This window comes from Thermogemmatispora carboxidivorans (assembly GCF_000702505.1).
Lineage (GTDB): Bacteria > Chloroflexota > Ktedonobacteria > Ktedonobacterales > Ktedonobacteraceae > Thermogemmatispora > Thermogemmatispora carboxidivorans.
The window spans coordinates 416,440-429,581 of sequence record NZ_JNIM01000001.1 but is presented as its reverse complement, the minus strand read 5'-3'; the positions used below and the strand labels follow the sequence as shown (position 1 = coordinate 429,581).

General features: G+C 61.0%; 13 protein-coding genes. 9 read left to right on the top strand and 4 right to left on the bottom strand.

Translation table 11 applies throughout. The annotated features are described in order from the left end of the window. The first annotated feature begins 15 nt into the window (after nucleotides 1-15). From hisC to N688_RS01715, 3 genes are all read left to right on the top strand, one after another. A complete protein-coding gene (gene hisC, locus N688_RS01725) occupies nucleotides 16-1,158 on the top strand; it encodes a histidinol-phosphate transaminase (protein WP_052887676.1) in 1,143 nt (380 codons plus the stop codon). Nucleotides 1,159-1,591: 433 nt separating this feature from the next. Further along, entirely contained in the window at nucleotides 1,592-2,917 is a 1,326-nt protein-coding gene (gene eno / locus N688_RS01720; RefSeq protein ID WP_052887675.1) for a phosphopyruvate hydratase, read from the top strand. Between the two features lie 54 nt (nucleotides 2,918-2,971). Beyond that, complete coding sequence (locus N688_RS01715) at nucleotides 2,972-3,874, top strand: alpha/beta fold hydrolase (protein WP_052887674.1); 903 nt, start codon at nucleotides 2,972-2,974, stop codon at nucleotides 3,872-3,874. Nucleotides 3,875-4,042: 168 nt separating this feature from the next. Here N688_RS01715 and N688_RS01710 read toward each other — a convergent pair whose 3' ends face one another. From N688_RS01710 to N688_RS01700, 3 genes are all read right to left on the bottom strand, one after another. Further along, nucleotides 4,043-4,246, bottom strand: coding sequence for a hypothetical protein (locus N688_RS01710; RefSeq protein ID WP_052887673.1), 204 nt, complete (start codon nucleotides 4,244-4,246; stop codon nucleotides 4,043-4,045). Nucleotides 4,247-4,268: 22 nt separating this feature from the next. After that, nucleotides 4,269-5,093: a hypothetical protein gene (locus N688_RS01705; RefSeq protein ID WP_052887672.1), complete on the bottom strand. Its 825-nt coding sequence runs from the start codon at nucleotides 5,091-5,093 to the stop codon at nucleotides 4,269-4,271. 344 nt (nucleotides 5,094-5,437) lie between these two features. Further along, nucleotides 5,438-5,695: a hypothetical protein gene (locus tag N688_RS01700; protein WP_052887671.1), complete on the bottom strand. Its 258-nt coding sequence runs from the start codon at nucleotides 5,693-5,695 to the stop codon at nucleotides 5,438-5,440. Between the two features lie 271 nt (nucleotides 5,696-5,966). Between N688_RS01700 and N688_RS01695 the strand changes: the two genes are divergently transcribed. The 6 genes from N688_RS01695 to pcaF all read left to right on the top strand — a co-directional run bounded on the left by N688_RS01695 (nucleotide 5,967) and on the right by pcaF (nucleotide 12,141). Beyond that, entirely contained in the window at nucleotides 5,967-6,815 is an 849-nt protein-coding gene (locus N688_RS01695; RefSeq protein WP_052887670.1) for an XdhC family protein, read from the top strand. Between the two features lie 262 nt (nucleotides 6,816-7,077). Then, nucleotides 7,078-8,040, top strand: a complete 963-nt coding sequence (locus N688_RS01690) for a Vgb family protein (RefSeq protein ID WP_156025243.1) — start codon at nucleotides 7,078-7,080, stop codon at nucleotides 8,038-8,040. Then, nucleotides 8,037-8,951, top strand: coding sequence for a CoA transferase subunit A (locus N688_RS01685; protein ID WP_052887668.1), 915 nt, complete (start codon nucleotides 8,037-8,039; stop codon nucleotides 8,949-8,951). Before N688_RS01690 ends, N688_RS01685 begins: the two co-directional genes overlap by 4 nt. Before the next feature lie 156 nt (nucleotides 8,952-9,107). Continuing rightward, nucleotides 9,108-9,887, top strand: a complete 780-nt coding sequence (locus N688_RS01680) for a CoA-transferase subunit beta (protein ID WP_052887667.1) — start codon at nucleotides 9,108-9,110, stop codon at nucleotides 9,885-9,887. Nucleotides 9,888-10,012: 125 nt separating this feature from the next. Continuing rightward, nucleotides 10,013-10,789, top strand: a complete 777-nt coding sequence (locus tag N688_RS01675; RefSeq protein WP_052887666.1) for an enoyl-CoA hydratase-related protein — start codon at nucleotides 10,013-10,015, stop codon at nucleotides 10,787-10,789. Nucleotides 10,790-10,944: 155 nt separating this feature from the next. Further along, complete coding sequence (gene pcaF / locus N688_RS01670; RefSeq protein ID WP_052887665.1) at nucleotides 10,945-12,141, top strand: 3-oxoadipyl-CoA thiolase; 1,197 nt, start codon at nucleotides 10,945-10,947, stop codon at nucleotides 12,139-12,141. A gap of 149 nt (nucleotides 12,142-12,290) precedes the next feature. On the opposite strand, the gene rplI is transcribed toward pcaF, so the two are convergent. Continuing rightward, nucleotides 12,291-12,806 (bottom strand): 50S ribosomal protein L9, encoded by a 516-nt coding sequence (gene rplI / locus N688_RS01665; RefSeq protein ID WP_081838401.1) that lies wholly within the window; start codon nucleotides 12,804-12,806, stop codon nucleotides 12,291-12,293. Nucleotides 12,807-13,142: the final 336 nt, after the last annotated feature.

Here is a 13,142-nt window from a genome sequence, read left to right as displayed (position 1 = left end):
TGGATATATAAGCCCATGCAACCATATGCCTCGCGTGTTGTTCAGGTCCGTCCAGAGATCGAACGTATTGCACCTTATGTACCAGGAGAGTCTTTAGAGGCTTTCTCTCAAAGAACTGGTATTCCTATCGAGCGCCTGATTAAGCTCAATAGCAACGAGAATCCCTACGGCCCTATCCCGCCAGTGCTCGCCGCTCTGGGGCAGTACATCCACTACAACAATTATCCCGATACAGACTCCACCGCTCTCAGGCGAGCCTTGGCCACGTTCACGGGCCTCGATGAGCGCTATATTGTCCTCAGCCACGGCAGTAATGAGCTGATCAATCTGCTCTGGCATGTCTTCCTGTCGGTTGGGGACAATATTATCTGCTGCCCACCTACTTTTACACTCTATACGACGGTGACGACGCTCTGCGGCGCCTACGTGATCGAGGTCCCGCGGACAGAGTCCTACGAGCTCGATGTCGAGGCGATTCTGTCAGCCCTGACTCCCGAGACGAAGCTGATCGTGCTCTGTTCCCCCAACAATCCAACCGGGAATCTGGTGGCTCAGGAAGATATTCTACGCCTGTTGGAGACGGGGCGCATTGTTGTCGTCGATGAGGCCTACGTGGAGTTCTCACAGCAGCCGCGGGGTGTGGCCCATCTGGTGCCCGAGTACCCCAACCTGGTGGTGCTGCGCTCTTTCAGTAAGTGGGCCGGCCTGGCTGGACTGCGCATCGGCTACGGCCTCTTCCCTGAGTGGATCGCCAGCTACTTGCGGCGCGCCCAGTGCCCTTTTGAGGTGAATGTGGCCGGCCACATCGCCGCTATAGAGACGCTGGCTCACCTCGATTGCGTCTGGGAGCGCGTGCAGCTCCTGATCCAGGAGCGTGAACGCCTCTTCCAGGTCATGGCCTCTCAGCCGTATCTGGCGCCAGTCCCTTCCCAGGGGAACTTTATTATGGCGCGCGTCTGCGATGAGGAAATTACGGTGGAGGACATTCGGGCCAGCGTTGAGGCATATGGCATTCTCCTGCGCTATTTCCAGCATCCGTACCTGCAGAATGTCTTGCGGGTGACCGTGGGCTTGCCAGAGCATACCGATCTGTTGGCACGTGCCCTGGCTGAGGTGCGCCCTGGCAGAGCACGCAGTGGCTCTAACGGAGCTGGCTGATCCCCCTCTGACTGCTTGACCTTGGGTGAGCCGGCCTGGATACCTGCCTCGACCACCCTTAGCTCCTGGGTAGAATAGGGGTCAGGTGGGTCTAGCAGGCCGGCAGTTGCTGTTACGGCCAGGCTACGCTTCCTCATCGCTCGATCGCGCTTCTTACCCTCTTCTTTGCTGCAAACGCTCCACTCGTGCCATGCTCGTCGATCGTTTTGATGGCCGGAAGTCGACTGACGTCTTCGTTTGGTAGGCTGCTTGTTTGGCTATCGTCTGTCTGTTTGCTTGTCTATCTGTCTGCCAAGAAAATGCTTGCCCACGAGCAGCGGCGCGCGTTACAATACAGCCGACAATGATGGGCAATGCCGCGCTATCATCGATTGTTTGGCTACCAGCAAGACGCTAAGATTTGAGTAGAGTTGAGAGAGGTAGGTATTGTTCTATGCCTGGTGTGAGCAGCGAAAGTACGGTCATTGCGAACCTGGTGGCTCGCGAGATCCTCGATTCGCGAGGCAACCCAACGGTCCAGGTGGAGGTCTGGTTGAAAGGTGGTGCTCGCGGTGTCGCGGCGGTTCCCTCTGGGGCTTCTACAGGGGCCCACGAGGCCGTTGAGCTGCGCGATGGCGACCGCCAGCGCTATGGTGGCAAAGGTGTGCTGACGGCAGTTCAGCATGTCAATACGGCGTTACGGGAAGCGTTGGTCGGCCAGGATGCCACAGATCAGGTGGCTCTCGATGGCCTGATGGTCCAGCTCGATGGGACGCCTAATAAGGGGAAGCTCGGTGCCAATGCGATTCTCGGCGTCTCTCTCGCCCTGGCCCACGCGGCGGCCAATGCGCTTGGTCAGCCGCTTTATCGTTATTTGGGTGGGGTTTCGGCCAGTGTCTTGCCTGTTCCCATGATGAATATTCTCAACGGGGGGAAGCACGCCGACAACTCCGCCGATATGCAGGAGTATATGATTCTGCCGGTAGGGGCTCGCTCCTTCCGGGAGGCGCTGCGCATGGGGGCCGAGGTCTATCAGAGCTTGAAGAAGGTCTTGCATAGCAAGAAGTATAATACGAATGTCGGCGATGAGGGGGGCTTCGCTCCTTCGCTGAGCTCGAATCGTGAGCCGCTGGAGCTGCTGCTGACAGCCATCGAGGCAGCTGGCTACCGCCCCGGCACCGATATCTGTCTGGGTATGGACCCTGCCGCCAGCGAGCTGTATCAGGATGGGAAGTATGTGTTGGCCCGCGAAGGCCGCACGCTCTCGTCCGCCGAGATGGTCGATCTCTATGAGCAGTGGGTCAACGAGTATCCTTTGATCTCGATCGAGGATGGCCTGGCAGAAGATGACTGGGAAGGCTGGTCGCTGCTCTGTCAGCGTCTGGGCGGACGGGTGCAGTTGGTCGGCGACGATCTGTTCGTGACGAATACGGCTCGTCTGAAGCGCGGGATCGAGGAGCGAGCCGCCAATTCAATCCTGATTAAGCTCAACCAGATCGGAACTCTGACGGAGACGCTGGCAGCTATCGAGATGGCCAAGCGCGCTTCGTTCACGGCAGTGGTCTCTCATCGCTCGGGCGAGACGGAGGATACGACGATCGCTGACCTGGTGGTCGCTACCAATGCAGGCCAGATTAAAACAGGAGCTCCTGCCCGCAGTGAGCGTGTGGCAAAGTACAATCGCTTGCTGGTGATCGAAGAAGAACTGGGCGAGCGTACGGCTCATTATGCGGGCTTTGGAGCGTTCTATAATGTTCCAGGACTCTACGCGCGAATGTAGAGGGACGATGCAGAGATGCTCGTTCGCAGCGCACGGAAGAGTGAGGAAGAGACGATGACACAGAGTACAGCGCAGATACCACGGGTGGCAGGCGCCGGGGAACGGCGCACGATCCGCCTGATTCATTATAATGTGACCTACTATGTCTATGGGGCCGAGCATGGCACCGATGGGGCGCTGGTCCTGCTCCACGATGTGCTGGCGGGGGCCTTCGCCTGGCGCGAGATGATTCCTTTACTGGCCAGCAGTGGACGCGCAATCTATGTGCCCGATTTGCTGGGCCACGGCCTCTCTGATCATCCCTGGCCAGCTGACACCTCGGTCTGGGGACACGCTGACTACCTGGCGATGTTCCTGGAAGCTCTCCAGTTGACCAATGTAGTGCTGGTGGGTCACGGCCTCGGCGGCGGCGTAGCTCAGATTCTGGCGACTCGCCTGAGTCGCGAGCGCGTAGCGGGTCTGGTGCTGATCGACACGGTCTGCTATTTGCATGCCTTTGCCGAGGATTGGCCGCTGCCACAGATGAAGGAGCGCCAGGAATACGATGCACCGAAGCGGGCCAGCGTTGAGGATGTGCTGCGCGATCTGCGCGCTACCCTGCCCGCCGCTACAACACGGCCTGAGCAGTTTAAGCAGCAGATGCTGGATGACTTCGTGAACCATTGGAATAGCGAGCTGCACAAGGAAGTCCTCTATCAGCACATCCGCAACCTGATCCCCTATTATGTCAATTCGGTGGCCAGTGATCTGCCGCGGGCGAGAAAGCCGGTGTTGATCATCTGGGGGGAGGAAGATCGGCAGATTCCCGTGAAGGATGCCCAGCGTCTGCATCGGGAGATCCCAGGCTCGCAGTTGATCATTATTCCCCAGGCTGGCCATCTGGTCCTCTTCGATGCGCCAGAGGCAGTGGCGCGAGCCATTCGAGACTTCCTGTCCTCTCTGTCAACACGCGCCTAGCTAGCCCCGACCCCAGGCCGCCGACCTGAGACAGACAGAGAGTGGCCTGGCCCGAGGAGGCCCAGGCCGCCATCTTGCTCGCTCTGTGTTGTCGCCTTCCCTCTCTGCAGCCTGTCAGAATAGGGAGGGAGAGGAAGGCGGCAATGGTGGCCTGGGCCCTCCCTGTCTTCAGGCACAGCGATGAATGTCGATCCCACCTGACTCCTGGCGGTAGGTTTCGTAGTAGCGCAAGTAGTTCTGGAGAGCTTGCAAGTAGGCCTCGTAGAGGCGCTCAAGTTCGATCGGTGAGGCGCCGCGCTCGTCAGCCACGACCATAGCGCGCCAGAGTCTGTGGATGCGCTTTTCGGCATACTGCAGTTGTTTAAAGGACATGAGCAACCCTCGCTAGTGTACGCTAGGAAGCTTTACGACTTTCGTTGCGCTGGCGATATTCGCGGCTCAGCTGCAGAATCAGCTCACGGGCCGCCGCGTAGTTCCAGGAAGCCAGGTCGTTCGGCTCCGACTTGCCGAGAGTATCGCAGAGCTTGCGAATGCTGGCGAGCTGCTGGTCGGTAATCGGACCGTGCTCGCTGTCGCCGCCGTTGCCCGCGTTGCCCGATCGCGGCGAGGTGCGCTGGCGAGATGGTGGGACAGCAGGGGCGGCAGCCCCGCGCGCGCCGGAGGAGGCAGATTCCGCCTCTGAGGTCGCGGCAGCCTCTGAGGCATGCTCGCTGGTAGAGTGGGCAGCCCGCTCGATAGGACTGTCGACGATACGATGCTCTTCATCTAGCTCTGGGGCAAACTGGGTCCCGAAGCCGAGCGCGGCAAGGGCGCGCCCAATGGCGCCCGTCTCGGCCTTCTCGATGAAATCGGGGAAGCTGGCGGCCTTCTCCGACTTGGTGCCTGTGGCAACGCCCCCCTTGCCGTCCTTGACGACGGCACGGAAGATGACGAAACCCTTAGCCCGGCGAACCATCTTTTCGTTGCGTCGGGTCTCGCTGTTGTAGCCGTAATACTCCTCCTCGGTCTCACGCTCCAGATCCAGATGGACCATCTCGGTTTCAATGGTCCCCTGGGGACAGAGTTCGCGGAACCAGACGAGCCGCCACTGGACAGGCAGGTAGTCGCGCAGCTCGCCACGATTGCCGCTTCTGATCTGCAACAGGTGCTCGCTCGGGTTGAAGCGTGGACGCTGCTCCTCGCGATCCTGAGAATGTGAGTGCTCACTAAGAGATGCCATAGACAATGTCTCCTCTTTCTGACTGTTCCTCGCCTTGCGCCTGACTGACTCACCTCCTTGAACGACCTCGCCGGAAGCTATGCGAGCCGTTGTTGTCAGAGCGAGCCGCCCAGGCGCTGCGCGAATGCCCGTAGCTCGACTGCTCAGGAGATCTAGAACTTACGTTCTAGCATTGTACCCGGCAGAGGAGCATCTGTCAAGCTAGCTGCTTGCTTAGTGAGAGTGGGACGCTCAGCGGCCAGGCCAGGTGCTCCTAAAGAATCGTTCCAGGGGGAGAGGATCAAAGCGGAAGGGCATCTTGATCATGAGAGAACAAAAGATGATCTTTTTCGAGCCGAGGAGAATTATTCGTCGGCTGGCGGGAAGAGCACGAAGCTGGGATGGTGCTGCTCCCAGAGCCGCAGACGTTGGTAGAGCTGCGTTTTCATGAAATAGCGATACTCATAGGCCAGGCGTAGACTCTTCTGAAGTATTTCGAGACGAAGCTCACCACTATTATGGGTTCCTAAGACCTTGTGGAGGGCAAGAGAGAGAAGAGCCAGCAGGTCATGGCCACAGCAGACCTGCCAGGGGTCATGATCTTTGCAGAGCAGATCTTTCAACTGCTGAAGAAGGGCACTCTCCTCTCTGGCCCGGCCTCACACTGGGTGGGGGCTACCTGCCATCTAGGCCAGGCTCCCAGGTTACCCCTCTTAACCCGCGCCTCTATACCTCTGTCACACTGTTGCTCCTGTTCTACTCACTATACGTGAACAGAACCGGCCTGTCAAGCAAAGGGACGGCAATTTTCCTGTGTTATAATGAAGAGTGTCCTGCTCAATCATTGAGTAGGGGAAGCACGCAGAGAGCAAGAGACAGAGGACGGGAAGCATCATGAGTGCCATTAGCCCCACAGCCGTCTACGAGGCCATTCAAGCAGCGCTGCGACGAGGCGAGCGCGTCGGCATTGCCACTGTGGTCAAGACCATTGGAGCCGCACCCTGCGACGCCGGGGCTCGCATGTTGCTCCACGCCGATGGCAGCGCTAGCGGCAGCTTTGGCGGAGGGCGCACCGACGAGCAGGCCATCAAGGCCATGCAGCAGGCCCTTCAGGAAGGGCGCTCGTTCCTCACCCATATCCACATTGATCCCGACGAAGCCGTCGGCAGCTGTGGCGCCACCCTGGAAGTCTTTATCGAGGCCATCTCACCGGAGCCGCGGCTGATCATTGCTGGTGCCGGCCACGTTGCTCAGGCGCTGGCACGTTTCGCCGCCGACCTCGACTTTCGCATCATCGTGGTCGATGACCGCCGCGACCTGGCCGATCCCCGCACCTTTGGCGAGCGCGTCCAGCTCGTCTTCGGCGACATCGCTCAGACCATTCGGGAGCTGCGACCGGACGCCTCAACCTGGGTAGTCATTGTCACACGTGGGCACCGGCTTGACGAGGAAGCCCTGCGCGCCGCAGTGGAAAGCGAGGCCGCCTATGTCGGCATGATCGGCAGTGCCGGCAAAATCCGCAATATCTTTCGCAATCTGCTCAAGACAGGTACCCCTCGCGAGCGCCTTGAGCAGGTACACACGCCTATCGGCCTGGACATTGGTGCCGTCACGCCCCAGGAGATCGCGCTCAGCATCGCCGCCGAGCTGGTGATGACCAGGCGCACAGGCACCAAAGGAACAGGGGTTCCTCTCAAAACGCTGCACCACTTGATTGAGGAAGTCGCGCCCGTGAATGCCTGAGTCAACGAGCACGGCAATGGCGGAGCGGCGGCCCTGCTCGTTACCCTGGGAAGGACGGTAGTCGCTTTCCGATCCCGATTTCCCTCAAGACGCCCGCTTGTGATACGATGGCAAGAGAGACAGCGCCTGGCCGGGGCCGGCCCTGTCAGCGATGGTCAGCTTCCTGCCAGGGGTCTGCCTGTCCCCCCAGGTCCGGCCACTGGTAGCCGCTGACTCCCAATTGGCTGATCACACTATCGGGGTTTTTCGGGAAGGACACGCTATGCAGCGAAGCGAGCATTCGAGGATTCTTTCGGCGTTGCTCCTCTGCCTGCTCCTGGTGAGCGCCTGTAGCAGCGCCGGCTCCGCCATTACTCCCTCACTCTCATCTTCAGCTCGCACCGTCCGCACGCCATCGCCAAGCAGCACGGCCAGCGCTTCCCCTAGTGCCAGCGGTACGGTGGTAGCGGCGCGCCACTACCGCAGCCATCTCCTCCTGCGCGGTTACGGCAGACCAGACGACCTTGCCCTTGACGCGCAAGGTAACCTCTTCTTCAGCGACGCTCATAATGGCACAATCAACCGCCTCAATCGCGATGGCACAGTGAGCGTGCTCGCGCGCGGCCTGGCGGCGCCAGAAGGGCTGGTTGTGCTCCAGAATGGTACAATCATCATAGCGGAACAGCGCACCAATCGCCTGCTGTCCTTGATGCCGGGCGCTCAGATGCCGCTGGTCTTGCGTACCCTTCCAGGCACACCGGGCAGCCAACCATGCAAAGCAGGGATCGATGGTATTGCTTTCGATCGCATCACCCAGACCCTGATTGTACCAGATAGCCCCACCGGCGAGGTCTACCGCATGAGCCTGGATGGCCGCACTCTGCAGCCGCTGGCGAGTGGCATGACGCGCCCGGTAGGGGCCACCGTTGACGAGGCGGGCAACGTCTATGTGGCCGATGAATGTGGGCAGGCGGTCTGGCGCATCAGCCCCAACGGGCACAAGGTTCGCTTCGGCGGCTTCGGCATGCCGGACGATGTGGCCTGGGATGGGCATGGCAATCTGCTGGTGATAGATCTGGCACCAGCCGTGCACGCGCTGATCCGCTTGCAGCTAGCCACCGGCCAGCGTGAAACGCTGGCGAGCCAGGGCTTTATCGAACCACAGGGACTGGTCATCGACCAGGATGACCACATCTACGTGGCCGATGATTACGCAAACATGATCGTGGAGTTTACACCGACATGAGTAAGCTGCTCTCTATGACTGAGGCGATCAGACGCTATGTCCACGACGGGGCATCGATAGCACTGGGTCTGGCCCTGGAGCCCTGCATTCCCTTCGCTGCGGGCCACGAGATCATTCGCCAGGGACGCCGCGACCTGACCTTGATCGGACCTATCTCGGATATCCTGTTCGATCAACTGATCGGGGCCGGCTGCGTGGCGAAGATTCAAGCGGCCTGGGTAGGCAATGTCAGTGAGGGCCTCGGCCACTGCTACCGACGAGCAACGGAGCAAGCCCAGCCTCGTCCCATCATCACCGAGGACCACAGCAATTTCTCGATCGGCCTGGCCCTGCGCGCTGCCAGCCTGGGCGCTCCCTATATCCCCACACGTTCGTTGCTGGGGAGCGACATCCCACGTAAAAATTCCACCTTTCTCCAGACTACCTCACCGTTCGATGGCAGTCCCTTGCTACTCGTACCGGCTCTGCAACCTGACGTGACCATCCTGCACGTCCAGCGCAGCGACGAAGACGGCAATGCTCATCTCTGGGGCAGCCTTGGCATCTGTCAGGAAGCTATGCTTGCCGCCCGTCAAGTCATTATCATCGCCGAAGAGATCGTAGCGCGCGAAGTCATCACGAGCGATCCCAACCGCGTCATCGGACCCTCATACAAAGTCTGTGCGGTCGTCCATGAGCCGTGGGGGGCCCACCCCTCAGCAGTGCAGGGCTATTACGATCGCGACCACCAGTTCTATCACGAGTACCATACTCGCAGCCGCACCCCAGAGGGTTTCCAGCAGTGGCTGGACGAGTGGGTGCTTGGCCTCAAGACGCACCAGGAATATCTGGCGAAGCTTGGCGAGGCTCGCCGGGGCGCCCTGAGTGTCAAGGAGCACCGCTACGCCGCTCCCGTCGACTATGGCTACTGATCGACCGGAACGATCGATCGCCTGAGTTTGGTGAGACCCTCTGCTCTCGCGCCGGCAGTCCGGCCCAGGAAGGACACAGCCCGCTTCCCGCGTGTCACCAGCTCTGGCCAGAAAGGAGCAGCGCAAGAGAGCAACCAGACAAGGAGGAAAAGGGCAATGGAGTATACCCCTCGTGAGCTGATGGTCGTTTGTGCCGCGCGCCAGATCCGCGATAGTGAGCGGGTTTTTGTTGGCATGCGCCTGCCACTGCTGGCCTTCGCCCTGGCCAAGCGCACCCACGCGCCTCACTGTGTTGGTATTTTCGAAACCGGCCTGATTCGCGATACCCCAGCCCGCGAACTACTCTATACAATGGGTGATGCGCCCAACATCTGCGGAGCACTCTGGACCACCAGCACCATTAACGTGCTCGGTCTGATGGCCGCCGGCGAAATCGAGCTTGGCTTCATCGGCGGCGCCGAAATCGATCGCTATGGGAACCTTAACACGTCGCTGATCGGCGACTGGCGGCAGCCGCGCGTCCGACTGCCCGGCAGCGGCGGCGGCGCCGACATCGCCTCGCTGGCCCAGCGTCTGGCGATCATCATGCCCCACGAACGGCACCGCCTGCGCGAGCGGGTCGATTTTGTGACCAGCCCGGGCTATGGCTACCCCGATGAGCAGGGTTCTGCCGGCGTGGCCTGGCGCCAGCGCGTCGGCCTGCCACGTGGCGGACCAGCGGTGTTGATCACCACGCTGGCCGTCTTCACCTTTGATCCGGCCACCGGCGAGGCCCTGCTGCAGTCCTATCACCCCGGCAGCAGTATCGAGCAGGTCCAGGAGCAAACTGGCTGGCCGCTGCGCCTGGCCCCCGACTGCGCCGAAACAGTTCCGCCAACGCCAGAAGAGCTGCGCGTGATTCGCGAGTGCGACCCACACGGCGTCTGGACTCGCTGATTTTTCGCAGGCTGGCCCTTTTCACGCCCTGGCCAGCCAGCCAGCCAGCGTCTCTCACGCTGATCTCGCCCGAATCACGGGCTCTGCTACGGCTTGTAGCCCAGATACAGACAACGAGGAGAGAAATGACAGCATATCAATACATTCTGGTCGAACGTGATGAGCGAGTGGGCATTGTCACACTCAATCGGCCCACCAAGCTGAACGCCCTCAATACGCAGCTCGTCGCTGAGCTGAGCAGCGCCCTGGAAGATCTCGACCGCGACGAGGCCATTCGCTGCATCGTCATCACCGGCGCCGGCGAGCGCGCCTTCGCCGCTGGAGCCGACATCGAAGAGATGGCCGATAAGTCGCCGATTGACATGCTTTTAGGTGGCTTCGAAGCCTGGGAGCGCATCCGGCGCATCAAAAAGCCCCTCATCGCCGCAGTCAACGGCTATGCCCTCGGAGGAGGCTGCGAGTTGGCCCTGCACTGCGATATCATTGTAGCCTCCGAGAACGCTCGCTTCGGTCAGCCGGAGATTCTGCTGGGGATTATCCCAGGAGCTGGCGGCACTCAGCGCCTGGCGCGCACCCTTGGCAAATATCGCACGATGGAGATGGTTCTGCTGGGAAACCAGATCAGCGCTCGCGAGCTGGCTGAGCTGGGCCTGGTCAACCGCGTGGTACCCCAGGGCGAGCATCTCCAGGAGGCCCTTAAGATCGCCAAAGAGCTGGCCGAGCGTCCACCCATCGCCGTCCGACTGGCTAAAGAAGCCGTACTGGCCGCCTTCGAAACCCCGCTGGAAGAGGGCCTGGAGGCTGAGCGCAAAAACTTCTTCCTGCTCTTCTCCAGCGAAGACAAGCGCGAAGGGATGCGCGCTTTCCTCGAAAAGCGTCGCGCTCAATTCCAGGGACGCTGAGCGGATCGAACGGGAGAGGTCTGGCTGACGCTGGTTCCTGAGAGGGCGTGGCCAGACCTGACCAGACCAGTCTTCATCAGGCTCCGTGAGAGACTGAGCTGTCTCATATCACTGTCAACGGAGAATCAGCAGCAACCCGAGAGGAGGCCGCAGCTATGGAAGAAGCGGTAATCGTCTCAGCAGTGCGTACCCCCATCGGGCGCTACGCCGGAGCGCTCAAAGATGTGCGCCCCGATGATATGGCGGCCCTGGTGATCGCCGAAGCCATTCGCCGCGCTGGCATCGAGCCAGGTAGCGTCGAAGACGTTATCCTGGGTTGTGCGAATCAGGCAGGCGAAGACAATCGCAATGTGGCCCGCATGGCCCTGCTCCTGGCTGGCTTGCCAATCCATGTGGCCGGGCAGACCGTCAATCGGCTCTGCGGCTCTGGTCTCCAGGCAATCAACAGCGCCGCCCAGGCGATCCAGGTCGGCGCCGGTGACATCTTTGTCGCTGGCGGAGTTGAGAGCATGACTCGCGCCCCCTTTGTCTTGGGCAAGGCCGAGAGCGCCTTTAGCCGCAACGCCGCCCTCTACGATACCACCCTGGGCTGGCGCTTCATCAATCCCAAGCTCGCCGCGCTGCACCACCCGTACAGCATGGGCGAGACAGCGGAGAACGTCGCCGCGCGCTACGGCGTCAGCCGGGAGGAACAGGACCGCTACGCCCTGCGTAGCCATCAGCGTGCCGTTGCCGCCCAGCAGGATGGGCGCTTCGCCGAGGAGATCGTTCCGGTCCCAGTGCCGCAGAAAAAAGGGGAACCAGCGCTAGTGAGCCAGGACGAGCACCCCCGCCCCGATACGTCCCTGGAAAAGCTGGCCGCGCTCAAGCCTGCTTTCCGCGAAGGGGGAACGGTCACCGCCGGCAATTCGGCAGGCATCAACGACGGGGCAGCGGCACTGGTCATGATGAGCGAGAGCCGGGCACGCGCCCTGGGACTGCGACCACGGGCCCGCATCGTTGCCACCGCGGTCGCCGGCGTTGATCCGGCCTATATGGGCCTGGGACCAATTCCCGCGACACGTAAGGCGCTGCAGCGCGCCGGATTGAGCATCCACGACCTTGACCTGATTGAGCTGAACGAGGCTTTCGCTGCTCAGGTGCTGCAGTGCGTGCGTGAGCTGGAAATCGATGAAGAGAAGCTCAATGTCAATGGCGGCGCCATTGCCCTGGGTCATCCCTTGGGCTGCAGCGGCGCACGCATCATGGTCACGCTCCTGCATGAGCTAGAACGACGAGGCAGGCGCTACGGGCTGGCAACCATGTGCATCGGCGTTGGTCAGGGGATCGCCACCGTCATCGAGCGCCTCTAAGCTAAGATCGCTGCATGCCTGGATGCCCTCCCTGAGCAAGAGAACCCCCGGGACAAGAGAAGCGAAAAGGGAGAAGTCAGAGAAGGCCCAATTGAGAAGAAGACAGCGAGCATGAGGGGGCGCCCAGAACAGGCCGGGCTGGGCGCCCTTTACTCTTCCTGCGTGGCCTCTGTCTGTCCAGCGGTCTCAGCCGCCACCGCTCCCTCGGACCCAGCAGCATCCTGATCGATCACGCGCACGGTAATGCGCGGGACAAGATTACGGGCCACTCTCACCGGGACCTCAAAGGTACCGATTGACCGAATGGGACTGGACAGATCAATGAGGCGACGATCAATCGTCAGGCCCTCGGCCTGGCGGAGGCCATCGGCAATATCCTGGCTTGTCACCGAACCATAGAGCCGTCCGTTACGACCCACACGCGCCTTGAAGGTCAGGGAGACCTGGCTCAGACGCTCGGCAAGCTGACGGTTGAGCTGCTCTTGCTTTTCCAGCCGGCGCCGCTCCGCCGCCACCCGCTGCTCGCGATTGGCCAGCAAGGCTGGTGTTGCTCCGGCAGCCAGCTTGCGCGGCAGCAAATAATTACGCGCGTAGCCATTGGCGACCTCTTTCACATCGCCGGCTTTGCCCAGCCCCGCTACATCCTGAAGGAGAATGACTTTCATCGCTCGTCCTCAAAACTCCTGGAACAGGGAGAAGAGCAGCGCCCATCTGCCAGAGCAGTGAGCGCCTGCCTTCTCCGCAGTGTTGGCTAGTGGTCTGTTCCCGAGAAGTATACACCTTCTCACAGGGAAGCGCAAGCCGCACCTCGCAGAAAGGCCCTCTTCCAGAGCGCCAGCCAGGGGGAGAACGCACGGAAGCGCTCACGACAGCGCTACGGAGCAGAGCGCCGCCCCGGTCGAGACAGCGCTTCCCCCACCACAGGCGAGAGGCGCAGATCCGCCACCGTCGCCCAAGAGCCTCGTCACTGCAGGGAATAGCCATAGAGCCCATAGGAGCCG